Source organism: Streptomyces violascens (genome assembly GCF_014649955.1).
Lineage (GTDB): Bacteria > Actinomycetota > Actinomycetes > Streptomycetales > Streptomycetaceae > Streptomyces > Streptomyces violascens.
The window spans coordinates 16,283-30,712 of record NZ_BMUA01000015.1 but is presented as its reverse complement, the minus strand read 5'-3'; the positions used below and the strand labels follow the sequence as shown (position 1 = coordinate 30,712).

Annotated in this window: 9 protein-coding genes; 5 read left to right on the top strand and 4 right to left on the bottom strand. The window is 70.3% G+C overall.

Annotation, left to right across the window (positions count from 1 at the left end; all coding sequences use genetic code 11):
* Window positions 1-175: 175 nt before the first annotated feature.
* The 3 genes from IE206_RS26025 (at window position 176) to IE206_RS26015 (ending at window position 3,349) form a co-directional block, all read left to right on the top strand.
* Window positions 176-1,075: an ABC transporter permease gene (locus tag IE206_RS26025; RefSeq protein WP_189966384.1), complete on the top strand. Its 900-nt coding sequence runs from the start codon at window positions 176-178 to the stop codon at window positions 1,073-1,075.
* 22 nt (window positions 1,076-1,097) lie between these two features.
* The gene (locus IE206_RS26020; protein ID WP_226598907.1) at window positions 1,098-1,886 is read left to right on the top strand and encodes an ABC transporter ATP-binding protein; all 789 of its coding nucleotides are present in this window, start codon (window positions 1,098-1,100) and stop codon (window positions 1,884-1,886) included.
* Window positions 1,887-2,074: 188 nt separating this feature from the next.
* Window positions 2,075-3,349 (top strand): glycosyltransferase 87 family protein, encoded by a 1,275-nt coding sequence (locus tag IE206_RS26015; protein ID WP_226598903.1) that lies wholly within the window; start codon window positions 2,075-2,077, stop codon window positions 3,347-3,349.
* A 61-nt stretch (window positions 3,350-3,410) separates the two neighbouring features.
* Here the strand turns inward: IE206_RS26015 and IE206_RS26010 are convergent, their stop codons facing one another.
* Window positions 3,411-8,435, bottom strand: a complete 5,025-nt coding sequence (locus IE206_RS26010; RefSeq protein WP_189966097.1) for an NAD-glutamate dehydrogenase — start codon at window positions 8,433-8,435, stop codon at window positions 3,411-3,413.
* A gap of 460 nt (window positions 8,436-8,895) precedes the next feature.
* On the opposite strand from IE206_RS26010, the gene IE206_RS26005 reads away from it, so the two are divergent.
* Window positions 8,896-9,462, top strand: coding sequence for a DJ-1/PfpI family protein (locus tag IE206_RS26005; RefSeq protein ID WP_189966095.1), 567 nt, complete (start codon window positions 8,896-8,898; stop codon window positions 9,460-9,462).
* A 6-nt stretch (window positions 9,463-9,468) separates the two neighbouring features.
* Here IE206_RS26005 and IE206_RS26000 read toward each other — a convergent pair whose 3' ends face one another.
* Both IE206_RS26000 and IE206_RS25995 read right to left on the bottom strand, forming a co-directional pair.
* The gene (locus IE206_RS26000) at window positions 9,469-10,164 is read right to left on the bottom strand and encodes an HAD family hydrolase (protein WP_189966092.1); all 696 of its coding nucleotides are present in this window, start codon (window positions 10,162-10,164) and stop codon (window positions 9,469-9,471) included.
* A gap of 78 nt (window positions 10,165-10,242) precedes the next feature.
* Entirely contained in the window at window positions 10,243-10,749 is a 507-nt protein-coding gene (locus tag IE206_RS25995; RefSeq protein ID WP_189966090.1) for a DUF6912 family protein, read from the bottom strand.
* A gap of 278 nt (window positions 10,750-11,027) precedes the next feature.
* Between IE206_RS25995 and IE206_RS25990 the strand changes: the two genes are divergently transcribed.
* Window positions 11,028-11,435 carry an Rv3235 family protein gene (locus IE206_RS25990; protein WP_189966087.1) on the top strand — a complete coding sequence of 136 codons (408 nt, stop codon included), beginning with the start codon at window positions 11,028-11,030 and terminating at the stop codon, window positions 11,433-11,435.
* A 102-nt stretch (window positions 11,436-11,537) separates the two neighbouring features.
* On the opposite strand, the gene secA is transcribed toward IE206_RS25990, so the two are convergent.
* A complete protein-coding gene (gene secA / locus IE206_RS25985; protein ID WP_189966085.1) occupies window positions 11,538-14,390 on the bottom strand; it encodes a preprotein translocase subunit SecA in 2,853 nt (950 codons plus the stop codon).
* Window positions 14,391-14,430 lie beyond the last annotated feature (40 nt).

The window sequence follows — 14,430 nt, the reverse complement described above, 5'->3', positions numbered from 1 at the left end:
TTGCGTTGCGACGCAAACCCGCCCTACTCTCGCCGTAGCGACGATACGGGTCCGTCCCGTCGCAAGTGATCCCCAGCCCCGGGAAGCCTCCCGGGATCCCCCGGCGAAAGCGACCGTAGTGAGCCAGACCGCAGCTGCGCGCGAGACCGCAGCACCATCGGACGCGTCGGCCTTCATCCCGACGCAGTCCGCCCGGTACCCCGGCGACCAGGCCCTCAGCCCGGCCGAGCTGGCCGAGAAGTACGGCCTGAAGGTGAGCGGCGCCCGCCCCTCGCTGCCCGAGTACGTGCGGCAGCTGTGGGCCCGGCGCCACTTCATCACCGCGTTCGCCACCGCCAAGCTGACCGCGCAGTACAGCGAGGCGAAGCTGGGCCAGATCTGGCAGCTGATGACGCCGCTCCTGAACGCGGCGGTGTACTACTTCATCTTCGGCGTCCTGATGGGCAACAAGGGCAGCACGCCGGACTACATCCCGTGGCTGGTCACGGGCGTGTTCATCTGGACCTTCACGGCCAACTCGATCATGGCGGGCACCCGCGCGATCACCGGCAACATCGGCCTGGTGCGGGCGCTGCACTTCCCGCGCGCCTCGCTGCCCGTCTCGCTCGCCCTCCAGCAGCTCCAGCAGCTGCTGTTCTCGCTGGCCGCGCTCGCGATCATCATCATGTGCTTCGGCCAGCTGCCCGGGATCTCGTGGCTCCTGCTCGTCCCGGCGCTGGTCCTGCAGTCGATGTTCAACACGGGCCTGTCGCTCGTGATGGCCCGGATCACCGCCAAGACCCCGGACATCGCCCAGGTGATGCCGTTCATCCTGCGTACCTGGATGTACATGTCCGGCGTGATGTGGAACCTGGGCCCGCAGCTCAAGAAGATGAACCCCCTGGTGGGCCAGCTGCTCGGGCTCAACCCGGCGGCGGTCTACATCGACCTGGTGCGGTTCTCGATGATCCGGAGCTTCCACGCGAGCAAGCTGCCCCCGCACGTGTGGGCGGTGGCCGGCGGCTGGGCGGTCGTCGCGCTGGCCCTGGGCTTCATGTACTTCTGGAAGGCAGAGGAGCAGTACGGACGTGGCTGAGACCCAGACGCCGGACAGGGCCGTGGAAGACGCGGCGCCGGCAGAGCTCGGCGAGCCGACCGTGATCGCCGACGACGTGCACGTCGTCTACAAGGTCAACGGGACCGGGTCCAAGGGCAGGGGCGGGGCCACCGCCGCGCTCAACCGGATCGTCTCGCGCAAGGAGACCCCGGGCATGCGCGAGGTGCACGCCGTCAAGGGCGTCACCTTCGTAGCCCGGCGCGGCGAGGCGATCGGCCTCATCGGCTCCAACGGCTCGGGCAAGTCGACCCTGCTCAAGGCGGTCGCGGGGCTCCTTCCGACCGCCCGAGGCAAGATCTACACCCAGGGCCAGCCCTCGCTGCTCGGCGTGAACGCGGCGCTGATGAACGATCTGACCGGCGAGCGCAACGTCACCCTCGGCGGACTCGCCATGGGCATGTCGCGCGAGGAGGTGCGCGAGCGCTACGACGACATCGTCGACTTCTCCGGGATCAACGAGAAGGACGACTTCATCTCGCTCCCGATGCGCACGTACTCCTCCGGCATGAGCGCGCGGCTGCGCTTCTCCATCGCGGCCGCCAAGAACCACGACGTGCTCCTCATCGACGAGGCCCTGGCCACCGGTGACGCCCGGTTCCAGCGCCGCAGCCAGGAGCGCATCAACGAGCTGCGCCAGGAGGCGGGCACCGTCTTCCTGGTCAGCCACAGCAACGCCTCGATCAGGGAGACCTGCGAGCGGACGCTCTGGCTGGAGTCGGGCACGCTGCGGATGGACGGCCCGACGGCCGAGGTGATCGCGGCGTACGAGCAGTTCACGAAGAAGAAGTAGCCGGTCCACGGCACGTGTGCGGGGCGCCGCCGGGGCGCCCCGCACAGCTCTTTGCGCGGCGCCCGGCGCGACATCGCCTCCGCACCCCGCACTCCGCCGGGCGCCGTCCTCCGCCGTCGCGACGCTCCACGCCCTGCCCCTCGCGGCGCCTCGCAGAATCATGACAAAGCGCGCATAAACTTCGCGCGATGACGCCCTCTCAGATGCCCCCGCCGCCCGCCCGGGTCCGCATCCCGGCCCCGGCGCCCGCACCCGACCCCGGCGCCTTCGGCCGCCGCACCCGGTCCGCGGCCCTCGTCGCGAGCTGGCTCGCCACCCGCGCGCTGATGCTCCACCTCCTGGTCGCCGACCGGCTCGGCGTCGGCGGCGTGACCGGCGAGGTGTACGTCCTCTACCGGCGCTGGTACGAGCAGCTCGGCACGGGCGCCTTCCCGTTCGGGGACCCCACCTGGCAGTACCCGCCGGGTGCGGGGGTGATCATGCTCGCCCCCGCTCTCCTCCCCTTCCTCACCTTCTTCCAGGCCTTCACCGCCGTCACCGTCGGCTGCGACGCGCTGATCGCCCGCGCACTGGTCCGGGCCGGCGCCCGCCCCGGCGGCAGCGTGGCGGGAGCCTGGCTGTGGGTGGCCGGTCTCCCACTGCTCCTGCACATCCCGTACGCCCGCTACGACGTACAGGTCACCGCGGTCGCCGTCGGCGCCCTGCTCGCGCTGCGCCGCCGGCCCGGCCTCGGCGGCGCGCTCGCGGGCATCGGCACCCTGGTCAAGGTGTGGCCGCTGCTCACCCTGATCGGCGCCCCGCCCGGCCGCGGCGCCCGCCGCGCGCTGCTCGGCGCGCTCGGCTCGGCTGCCGCCCTGCTCGCCGTGCTCGCCCTCGCCTTCGACCACACCCTGGACTTCGCCCGCCAGCAGGGCGGCCGGGGCCTCCAGATCGAGTCCCTCGGCGGCACCGCGCTCCAGCTCGCCCACCTGCTCACGGGCCACCCCGGCCGGGTCGTCTACCGGTACGGCGCCATGGAGTTCACCGGCCCGTACGTCTCGGCGCTCGCCACCCTCAGCCTGGCCCTGACCGGACTCGCGCTCTGCTGGCTGCTGTTCTGGCGGGTGCGCGCCCGGCGCTGGACGGTGGCGGTGCCGCTCGACGCGGCGCTGTGCGCGGTGCTCCTGTTCACCGTGACCAGCCGGGTGATCAGCCCCCAGTACCTGATCTGGCTGCTCGGCCTGGCCGCCGCCTGCCTCACCTCACGCCAGACCGCCCAGCGCCCGGTGGCCCGACTCCTGCTCCCCACAGCCGCGTTGAGCGCACTGGCCTTCCCCTGCCTGTACGACGAGGTCATGGCCGGATCCGCCCTGGGCACCGGCATCATGGCCGCCCGCAACACCTTGCTCCTGGCGGCAGCCCTGCTCTCGTGCCGAAGGCTGTGGACGTCCACGGTGACCTCCTCGACGACCACCCAACGCTGAAGGGGCGCCCACCACAAGGGTGGACGCCCCTTCCCCGGCCCTTTGGGGGGCCGCCGAGCAATCAGCTGTGCGTGCGCAGCAGCGTCCGCATGGTCCGCATCGCAACGGACAGGTTCGCCAGGTCGAACGCGTCGGAGGACTGGATCTCCTCCAGGGTCGTGCGGGCACGGCCCAGGATCGCCGCGTTCTTCTCCTCCCACGCCTTGAACCGCTGCTCCGGCGACGTCGTGCCGTTGCCGGCCGACAGGACGTCCTGGGTCAGCCCGGCGTGCGCCGCGAACAGGTCCTCGCGGATGGCCGCGCGCGCCATCGACTGCCAGCGGTCGGCCCGCGGCAGCTCGATGATCCGGTCCAGGAGCTGGGTGATCCGCAGCCGGTCCGCGAGGTCGTAGTAGACCTCGGCGACCTGGAGCGGCTCCTTGTCGGTGCGGGCCGCGATGGCCACGATGTCGAGCGCCGGGAAGACCGAGGAGAACCCGGCGACGCGCCGCGCGAGTTCCTCGGGCACGCCCACGCCGGTCAGCTCGTCCAGGATGCCCTGGTACCACTCCAGGTCGGCGCCCCGCAGCAGGTTCGCGAGCGAGTCCCAGACCTGGGCCACGCCGGCCGAGAAGTCCTCGATCGTCTCGGCGATCTGGAGCGGCTGCGGCCGGTTGTTGAGCAGCCAGCGGGTGCCGCGCTCCACCAGGCGGCGCGAGTGCAGCCGGATGCGGGTCTGGACGCCGGCGGCGACCTTGTTGTCGAGCGCCTCGACGGCGTCCCACACCCCGTTCACGCCGAAGATCTCGCGGGCCGCGGCGTGCGCGCGCACGATCTCTTCGAGCGAGGCCCCGGTCTCCTCGCGGAGCCGGTGCAGGAAGGTCGAACCACCGATGTTGACGGTGTCGTTGACCAGGACGGTCGTGATGATCTCGCGGCGCAGCGCGTGCCCGTCGACGGCCTCGGTGAACTTCTCGCGGAGCTGCTGCGGGAAGTAGGCGTGCAGCAGCCCGGCCAGGTGCGGGTCGTCCGGCAGACCGGTGTGGATCAGCTCGTCGGCCACCGTGATCTTCGTGTACGCGAGCAGCACGGCGAGCTCGGGCTGGCTGAGCCCCCTGCCGCTGTTCAGCAGTTCACGGATCTGGCGGTCGTTGGGCAGGAACTCCAGGGCCCGGTCCAGGTGGCCGTCGCGGCCCAGGCGGCGCATGAAGCGCTGGTGGGCGTGGAGCAGCGAGGGCGACTGCGCGACCGCGTTGGCCAGCGCCACGTTCTGCGCGTAGTTGTTGCGCAGCACCAGCTGGCCGACCTCGTCGGTCATCGCCGCGAGGATCTTGTTGCGCTGCTTGACGGTCATGTCGCCGTCCGCCACCAGGGCGTTGAGCAGGATCTTGATGTTCACCTCGTGGTCGGAGGTGTCCACGCCCGCGCTGTTGTCGATGGCGTCGGTGTTGATCTTGCCGCCCTCGCCCTCGGGGCCGCCCTTGCGGTCGAACTCGATCCGGCCGAGCTGGGTCAGGCCCAGGTTGCCGCCCTCGCCGACGACCTTGACGCGCAGGTCCTCGCCGTTGACGCGGATCGCGTCGTTGGCCTTGTCGCCGACGTCCGCGTTGGACTCCGCCGACGACTTCACATACGTACCGATGCCGCCGTTCCACAGCAGGTCGACCGGGGCCTTGAGGATGGCCTGCATCAGGTCGGCCGGCGTCAGCTTGGTGACGCCGGGGGCGATGCCGAGGGCCTCGCGGATGTGCGCGTTCAGCGGGATCGACTTGGCGGTGCGGGGGTGGATGCCGCCGCCCGCCGAGAGCAGTTCCTTGTTGTAGTCGGCCCAGCTGGAGCGCGGCAGGTCGAACAGGCGGCGGCGCTCGGCGTAGGAGACGGCCGCGTCCGGCTTCGGGTCGATGAAGATGTGCCGGTGGTCGAAGGCCGCGACCAGGCGGATGTGCTCGGAGAGCAGCATGCCGTTGCCGAACACGTCGCCCGACATGTCGCCGACGCCGACGACCGTGAAGTCCTCGGTCTGGGTGTCGTGGCCGAGCTCGCGGAAGTGCCGCTTGACGGACTCCCAGGCGCCGCGGGCGGTGATGCCCATGCCCTTGTGGTCGTATCCGGCGGAGCCGCCGGAGGCGAAGGCGTCGCCGAGCCAGAAGTTGTAGCTGATCGCCACGTCGTTGGCGATGTCCGAGAACGTCGCGGTGCCCTTGTCGGCGGCGACCACCAGGTAGGTGTCGTCCTCGTCGTGGCGGACCACGTCGGCCGGCGGGACTACCTCGCCCGCGACCAGGTTGTCGGTGATGTCGAGCAGCGCCGAGATGAACGTCTTGTAGCTGGCGATGCCCTCGGCGAGCCAGGCGTCGCGGTCCACCGACGGGTCGGGGAGCTGCTTGGCGACGAATCCGCCCTTGGCGCCGACCGGCACGATGACGGTGTTCTTCACCATCTGCGCCTTGACCAGGCCGAGGATCTCGGTGCGGAAGTCCTCACGCCGGTCGGACCAGCGGAGCCCGCCTCGGGCGACCTTGCCGAAGCGCAGGTGGACGCCCTCGACGCGCGGCGAGTACACCCAGATCTCGAACGCCGGGCGGGGCGCCGGGAGGTCGGGGATGGCCTGCGGGTCGAACTTCATCGAGACGTACGCGTGTGGCGAACCGTCCGCCGTCTCCTGACCCTTCTTGCCGCTTCCATCGCTTGCGCTCTGGAAGAAGTTGGTGCGCAGGGTGGCCTTGATGACGGTGAGGAAGGAGCGCAGGATGCGGTCCTCGTCCAGGCTCGCCACCTGGTCGAGCGCGCCGTCGAGCTCTTCGAGGAGCCCGTCGATGAGCTCGGTGCCGGCCCGCTGGCGGTCCGGCGAGAGCCGGGCCTCGAAGAGCGAGACGAGCAGCCGGGTGGTGTGGACGTTGTCGCGGAGGGTGTCCTCCATGTAGTCCTGGCTGAACGTGGAGCCGGCCTGGCGCAGGTACTTGGCGTAGGCGCGCAGCACCATCGCCTGGCGCCAGTTGAGACCGGCGCGCAGCACGAGGGAGTTGAAGCCGTCGTTCTCGGCGGCGCCCGTCCAGGTGGCGGCGAAGGCCTCCTGGAAGCGCTCGCGGGCGTCGTCCGCGAGGTAGTCGCCGTTGCCGTTGATCTTCTTCGGCATGCGCAGGCCGAAGTCGTAGATCCAGGCGTGCGTACGGTCCGCGCAGCGCAGCTCGTAGGGCCGCTCGTCGGTGACCTCGACGCCCAGGCGCTGGAGCACCGGAAGGACCGCGGACAGCGAGACCTGCTCACCGATCCGGTAGATCTTGAAGCGGCGCTCGCCGGGGGCCGCGCCGACCGGCTCGTACAGGGAGAGCGCGAAGTCCTTGCGCCCGTGGGTGAGTTGTTCCAGGTGGACGAGGTCGGCGACCGCCGCGCGCGGCGAGTGGTCGGCCTTGTATCCCTCGGGGAACGCGTGGCCGTAGCGGCGGAGCAGCTCGGCGGCGCGCTCCTCGCCGCACTCGGCGTTCAGGGCGTCGGAGAAGCCGTCGGCCCAGGAGCGGGCGGCGTCGACGAGGCGGGCCTCGATGCGGTCGGAGTCGGCGTCGGTGAGCTCGGTCAGCTCGGTGCCGGCCGGGACTCGCACCACGAAGTGCAGCCGGGACAGGATCGACTCGGTGTTCCAGGCGGTGAAGTCGACGCTGGTGCCGCCGAGCTCTTCCTTGAGGATCTCGATGAGCCGCAGCCGTACGCCCGTGGTGTAGCGGTCGCGCGGCAGGTAGATCAGCGCCGAGTAGTAGCGGCCGTATTCGTCCTGGCGCAGGTACAGGCGCAGCCGGCGCCGCTCCTGGAGGTACAGGACGGAGGTCACGATGGAGCGCAGCTGGTCGGCGGGGGTCTGGAACAGCTCGTCGCGCGGGTAGGTCTCCATGATCTGGAGCAGGTCGCGGCCGTCGTGGCTGTTGGGCGAGAAGCCGGCGCCCTTGAGGACCTCTTCGACCTTGCGGCGCACGACCGGCACCCGGCGCACGGACTCGGTGTAGGCGGCCGAGGAGAACAGGCCGAGGAAGCGGCGCTCGCCGACGACGTTGCCCTGCTCGTCGAACTTCTTCACGCCGACGTAGTCGAGGTAGGAGGGCCGGTGCACGGTGGCCCGGCTGTTGGCCTTGGTCAGCACGAGGAGCTTGTGCTCGCGGGCCTTGGCGCGGGCATCGGCGGGCAGCCGGCTGAAGGACGGCGAGACGGGGTGGCCGTCGTCCTCGCCGTGCTGCGGGTCGGAGCGCAGGATGCCGAGGCCGGTGCCGGGGACGGCGGACAGCGAGTCGTCGTCGGTGAGCTGGTACTCGCGGTAGCCGAGGAAGGTGAAGTGGTCGTCGGAGAGCCAGCGCAGGAGCTCGCGGGCCTCGTCGACGTCCTGCTCGCGCAGGTCGCCGGCCTTCGGCTCCTTGGGCAGCTCGTCGGCGATGCGCAGCGCGGCGTCGCGCATCTTCTCCCAGTCCTCGACGGCTTCCCGTACGTCGGACAGGACGCGCAGCAGGTCGGCGGTGATCTGCTTCAGGTCGGCGCGGTCGGTCTCGCGGTCGATCTCGACGTGGATCCACGACTCGGTGAGGGCGTCGTGCGGCAGCTCGGCGGTCTGGGCGCCGGTGTCGAGGACCTCGATGAGCTTGCCGGTGAGGTCGCGGCGGACGACGACCTGCGGGTGGATCACGACGTGGATGCCGCGGCTCTGCCGGGACAGCTCGTTGGTGACCGAGTCGACGAGGAAGGGCATGTCGTCGGTGACGACCTCGACCACGGAGTGGCTGCAGGTCCAGCCGTTCTCCTCGACCGTCGGGGTGTGCACCCGGACGTTCGCCGTACCCTGCGGCCGGTTCTCCGCGAGACGGTAGTGGGAGAGCGCTGCGCCGAAGACGTCGACCGGGTCGCGGTCGGCCAGGTCCTCGGGAGCGGTGTGCAGGTAGTAGCGCTGGAGGTACCCAAGAAGGACGCCCTGGTCGGGACCTTCCTCGCTCGTGGCCCCGGTCGTGGCTGCCCGGTCGGTCCGGGGGGTGTCCCCCAGGCCTCCGGGCCCCCCGGCCGGGCTGTTCTCAGCTACCCGGGCCGCCCGTGCGAGCAGCTCGGCCTTGGCTTCGTCCAGCTTGGTCTGCATGTCCTCTGGCTCCTGTCGCGCGCCGTTGCGTGACGTAGGGGGAAGAAGCGACGCAACGCCACGACGCGGGGTGTCCGGTCGGTGTCGACGCTATGCCGCGATGAGAGATACCCGGGCGCTTACCGGCCAATTTTGTGGCTTGGCGCCTTGATTCCGGGTGGAGGGAATCAGCGACTGCCCGGGCACGGTGGTGCTCCGGGCGCAGGGCAGAGGCGTCAGTGCCTCCGCGGCATATCGCGCTGATCACGGGTCAAGGCTATCGCCCCTTCCCCCCGAACCGTCATGAGCCTTATGTGTACAAAAGATGGGCCCGAAGTTTGACACTCTGGACAGCGACGTGGCGGCGAGAACGAGCCCTCTTGGCAAACCGGCGCCGCGCGGGCAGGTTGACGGTACGGAATCCGCAGGTGCGATCGACCTCCAGCCACCTGAGCTCCAGCCCCTGAGAGGGAGGCCACTCATGGCAGCCAAGATCCTCATCGTGACCGGTGACGCCGCCGAATCCCTGGAAGTCCTCTACCCGTACCAGCGTCTGCGCGAGGAGGGGTACGACGTCCACATCGCGGCCCCGGCCCGCAAGAAGCTGCGGTTCGTGATCCACGACTTCGAGCCCGGCTTCGACACGTACACGGAGAAGCCCGGCTACACCTGGCCCGCCGACCTGGCCTTCTCGGAAGTCGACCCCGGCCAGTACGTCGCATTGGTGGTCCCGGGCGGCCGGGCCCCCGAGTACCTCCGCAACGACCCGGAGCTGAGGAAGATCCTGAAGGCCTTCTTCGACACCGACAAGCCGGTCGCCCAGATCTGCCACGGCCCGCTCCTGACGGCCGCGATCGGCGGCCTGAGCGGGCGCCGGGTCACCGCCTATCCCGCCCTTGAGCTGGACATGCAGACGGCGGGCGCGACGTTCCAGGACGCCGAGACCGTGGTGGACGGCACCCTGGTCTCCGCCCGCGCCTGGCCGGACCACTCCCGCTGGATGCGGGAGTTCCTGACGGTGCTGCGGGCGAAGGCTCCGGTGACGTAACCCCGCTCAGCCGACCAGTTCCTCCGCGACGGTCACCGCCTCGGCGAGGGAGTCGACGACCGGCACCCCCGCCGCGGCGAGGCTGGCCCGGCTGTGGGAGCCGCCGGTGTAGAGCACCGCCTTCGCGCCCACGGCCGCCGCGGCCACCGCGTCGTCGACCGCGTCCCCGATCACCACGGTGCGCTCGCCGGATATCTCGGGGTCCGCCGCCCGCAGCGCGGTCAGGTGGCGCACCATGTGCTCCGCCTTGCTGCCGTGCGAGGGCCCGGTGCGCCCGTCGACCCGTACGAAATGGCCGGTGATCCCGTGCCGCCGCACGATCGGCACCAGGTGTTCGTGCGGCGCCATGGAGAGCAGCGACTGGCTGAGCCCGGCCGCCCGGCGTGCCGCGAGGAGCTCGGCCGCGCCCTCGGTGAGCCCGCAGGCATCCGCCCTCGCCCAGTACTGCTGGTGGAAGGCCGCGTCCATGACCAGCCACTCGGCGTCCGTGGGCAGCCGCCCGATCAGGCGCTGGTAGAACCGGGGTATCGGCACGCAGTACAGGTCGCGGTAGCGCTCCAGTGTGATCGGCTCGAGGCCGAGCTCCGCGAACGCGGCGTTGGTCGCCTCGATGATCGCCACGTTGTCGTCGAGCAGCGTGCCGTTCCAGTCCCAGACGAGATGGGCCGGTCGCTTCCCCGTGTCCTGCCTGCCGTTCCCCATGCCAAAACGGTACCCACCCCCGCTGACAATCGACCACGAGCGGCCGTATCCGCAGATCAGGGCACGTTGGGCGGGAGATCAGGCGATCAGGTTGGGGATCTCCTGCACCCCGAACCAGAGCAGTTCGTGGTCCTCGGCGCCGTCCACGGTGAACTGGGCGTCGTCGTCGCCGTGGTCGGCGGCGCCGAGCGCGTCCGCCGCGGCCGCCACATCGGCCACCGCGTCCTCGGCGTCCACGTGTACGGCGGCCGCCTTGGCGAGCGCCACGGGTGAGGCGATCCGGACCTCGCCGAGCGAGCCGGCGTCCAGGGCGCTGTCGGGGTCGGCGGACACCGTGTTGTCCGGCACGTCCACAGCGATCACGACGCGGCGCCTGGCCGTGCCGGGCGCTCCGGCGAGCAGCCGCAGCGAGGCGGCCGCGGCCCGGCTGAGCGCCGCGTACTCCAGCTCCTCGATGTCGTCGGAGACGTACCACTCGCGCAGGCCGGGGGTGACGGCGTAGGCGGTGAGCGGGCCGGGGCCGAGCTCCCCCGCGCCGTGTGCCGTCGCGAGACCGGAGATGGTCAGGGGTACGTAGACGCGCATGACAGACCGCTCTCTTCTCGTCGTCCCATCCGGTCGTGAGACGGGTTCAGGATACGCGCGGGAGTCCCCCTTCGAGCTGCCGGTACCGCCTCGGCTCCGCTGACCGCCGGAGCCTGCCGCACCAGCCCCCACCTGGGAAGACAGCTAACCCACTCACCCGGATAGGTGAATCTGTGGAGCCCCGCCGCACCCCGGGTCGGTCCTTGCGGCCGCTCGCGCCGCCCCCGTACAAGATCCCCAACAGAAGTTACCCACTGGTATCGAAGGGGGCGGCAGCCATGAGCAGGACCACGACCGGGCCGACGGGACGCGGCGACCAGCGCAGGCCCGGCAGCACCGGAACCCGGCGCCCGGAGCGACTGACTCCGCACGCGCTGTTCGCGCAGAAGCTCCTCGCGGTGCTCAGCGGCGAGCGCCCGGTGCACTGGATGCTGGGCCTGACCGTCGGGGACGCCTACGAGCAGCTGGTGCGGCTCGCCCCGCGCGCCCCGTTCCGCACCCGCGGCACCCGTCCCGTCGTACGGTCCTGCCGCGCGGCCCCGCCGGCCCACGGGATCGTCGAGGCGGCCGCCTGCATCGCGGCGGGCGAGCAGGTGCGCGCCATGGCCTTCCGCCTGGAGCAGGGCGCCGATCTGCGCTGGCGGTGCGCCGCGGTCGAACTGGGCGGCGAACGCGTCCCGGCATAGCGCGGGGACGACGGCGGAGGGGGCCCGACAACCGGAGGGGCCCGGCACCTTTCCGGTACCGGGCCCCTTCACGACGTACAGCCGCCGGCTGCTTCGCGCGGCTTACTTCTTGCGGCGGCGGCCGCCCGCGGTCTTCTGGGCCTTGCGGCGCTCGGCGCGCGTCAGACCGTCCGACTCCGAGCGGGCCGGCTCGTCGTCACCGTTGTCGAAGTCGCCCTCGACGACGCCGCCCTCGCCGTCCACCGTCGGCGCCGAGAAGTGCAGCCGGTCCGGGCGCTGCGGGGCGTCCAGGCCCTTGGCCCGGATCTCCGGACGGGCGGCCGGGATGGCGTCCTCCTTGCTGAGCGAGGGCGCGTCGGCCGGAGCGTCCTCGACCAGGACCTCCTCGACCTGCTGCTCGACCTGGACCTCCAGGTTGAACAGGTAGCCGACCGACTCCTCCTTGATGCCCTCCATCATGGCGTTGAACATGTCGAAGCCCTCGCGCTGGTACTCGACCAGCGGGTCCTTCTGCGCCATGGCCCGCAGGCCGATGCCCTCCTGGAGGTAGTCCATCTCGTAGAGGTGCTCGCGCCACTTGCGGTCCAGGACCGACAGGACCACGCGGCGCTCCAGCTCGCGCATGATGTCGGAGCCGAGCTGCTCCTCACGGGAGGCGTACTGCTCGTAGATGTCGTCCTTGACGGACTCGGCGATGAACTCGGCGGTGATGCCCGCCCGGTCACCCGCCGCGTCCTCCAGCTCCTCCACGGTGACCTTCACCGGGTAGAGCTGCTTGAAGGCGCCCCACAGCCGGTCCAGGTCCCACTCCTCGGCGAAGCCCTCGACGGTCTCGGCCTGGATGTAGGCGTCGATCGTGTCGTCCATGAAGTGCCTGACCTGCTCGTGCAGGTCCTCGCCCTCCAGGACGCGGCGGCGCTCGCCGTAGATGACCTCGCGCTGGCGGTTGAGCACCTCGTCGTACTTCAGGACGTTCTTGCGCGTCTCGAAGTTCTGCTGCTCGACCTGCGACTGGGCGGACGCGATCGCGCGCGTCACCATCTTGTTCTCGATCGGGACGTCGTCCGGGACGTTGGCCATCGACATGACGCGCTCGACCATCTGGGCCTTGAACAGGCGCATCAGGTCGTCGCCGAGCGACAGGTAAAAGCGGGACTCGCCCGGGTCGCCCTGGCGGCCGGAGCGGCCGCGCAGCTGGTTGTCGATGCGCCGCGACTCATGCCGCTCGGTGCCGAGCACGTACAGGCCGCCGAGCTCCTTGACCTCTTCGAACTCGGCCTTGACGGCCTGCTCGGCCTTCTCCAGGGCGGCGGGGAGCGCCGCCGCCCACTCCTCGACGTGCTCGACCGGGTCGAGGCCCGCCTGGCGCAGCTCGGCCTCGGCGAGGTCGTCCGGGTTGCCGCCGAGCTTGATGTCGGTGCCTCGTCCAGCCATGTTGGTGGCGACGGTGACGGCGCCCTTGCGGCCGGCCTGGGCGACGATCGTCGCCTCCCGGTCGTGCTGCTTGGCGTTGAGCACCTCGTGCTGGATGCCGCGCTTGGAGAGCTGCTGCGAGAGGTACTCGGACTTCTCGACCGAGGTGGTGCCGACCAGGATCGGCTGGCCCTTCTCGTGCTTCTCGGCGATGTCGTCGACGACCGCCTCGAACTTCGCGACCTCGGTGCGGTAGATCAGGTCGGACTGGTCCTTGCGGACCATCGGCCGGTTGGTCGGGATCGGGACGACGCCCAGCTTGTAGATCTGGTGGAACTCGGCGGCCTCGGTCATCGCCGTACCGGTCATGCCCGACAGGCCCGGGATTTCCTTGCCCTGCTGGTCGTGGCGCTTGTAGAGGCGGAAGAAGTTCTGCAGGGTGATCGTGGCGAGCGTCTGGTTCTCGTCCTTGATGTCCACCCCTTCCTTCGCCTCGATCGCCTGGTGCATGCCCTCGTTGTAGCGGCGGCCGGCGAGGATACGGCCGGTGTGCTCGTCGACGATCATGACTTCGCCGTCCATGACGACGTAGTCCTTGTCCTTCTTGAACAGTTCCTTCGCCTTGATGGCGTTGTTCAGGTAACCGACGAGCGGGGTGTTCACCGACTCGTAGAGGTTGTCGATGCCCAGCCAGTCCTCGACCTTGGCGACGCCCGGCTCGTGGATGGCGACGGTGCGCTTCTTCTCGTCGACCTCGTAGTCGCCGGTCTCCTCGATGCCCTTGAGCGGGTTGCCCGCCTCACCCTTGGTCAGGCGCGTCACCAGCTTGGCGAAGTCGCCGTACCACTTGGTGGCCTGGTCGGCCGGGCCGGAGATGATCAGCGGCGTACGGGCCTCGTCGACCAGGATCGAGTCGACCTCGTCGACGATCGCGAAGTTGTGGCCGCGCTGGACGAGCTCGTCCTGGGACCACGCCATGTTGTCACGCAGGTAGTCGAAGCCGAACTCGTTGTTCGTGCCGTACGTGATGTCGCAGTTGTACATGGCGCGACGCTCGGCGGGCGACATGTTGGCGAGGATGCAGCCGACCTCGAGACCGAGGAACTTGTGCACCCGGCCCATCATCTCGGAGTCGCGCTCGGCCAGGTAGTCGTTGACCGTGATCAGGTGCACGCCCTTGCCGGACAGGGCGTTGAGGTAAGCCGGCAGCGTGCCGACGAGGGTCTTGCCCTCACCGGTCTTCATCTCGGCGACGTAGCCGAGGTGCAGGGCGGCGCCACCCATCATCTGGACGTCGTAGTGACGCTGGCCGAGGACGCGCTTGGCGGCCTCCCGCACGGTCGCGAAGGCCTCGGGGAGCAGGTCGTCCAGGCTCTCGCCGTCCGCGTACCGCTGCTTGTACTCGTCGGTGAGGGCACGCAGCTCGGCGTCGGAGAGGTTGACGAAGTCCTCTTCGATGGAGTTGACCTGGTCCGCGATGCGGTGCAGCTTGCGCAGGATCTTGCCTTCGCCTGCACGCATGATCTTTGAGAGGACGGACACGGGGGTTGGTCTCCTTGCCGGTCGGGCCTGGCGCGGTCGA

Excerpts from the sequence above, each read along its gene's own strand:
- IE206_RS26015 (WP_226598903.1), top strand. The coding sequence starts at position 2,075 with ATGACGCCCTCTCAGATGCCCCCGCCGCCCGCCCGGGTCCGCATCCCG.
- IE206_RS26010 (WP_189966097.1), bottom strand. The coding sequence starts at position 8,435 with ATGCAGACCAAGCTGGACGAAGCCAAGGCCGAGCTGCTCGCACGGGCG.
- IE206_RS26005 (WP_189966095.1), top strand. The coding sequence starts at position 8,896 with ATGGCAGCCAAGATCCTCATCGTGACCGGTGACGCCGCCGAATCCCTG.
- IE206_RS26000 (WP_189966092.1), bottom strand. The coding sequence starts at position 10,164 with ATGGGGAACGGCAGGCAGGACACGGGGAAGCGACCGGCCCATCTCGTC.
- IE206_RS25995 (WP_189966090.1), bottom strand. The coding sequence starts at position 10,749 with ATGCGCGTCTACGTACCCCTGACCATCTCCGGTCTCGCGACGGCACAC.
- IE206_RS25990 (WP_189966087.1), top strand. The coding sequence starts at position 11,028 with ATGAGCAGGACCACGACCGGGCCGACGGGACGCGGCGACCAGCGCAGG.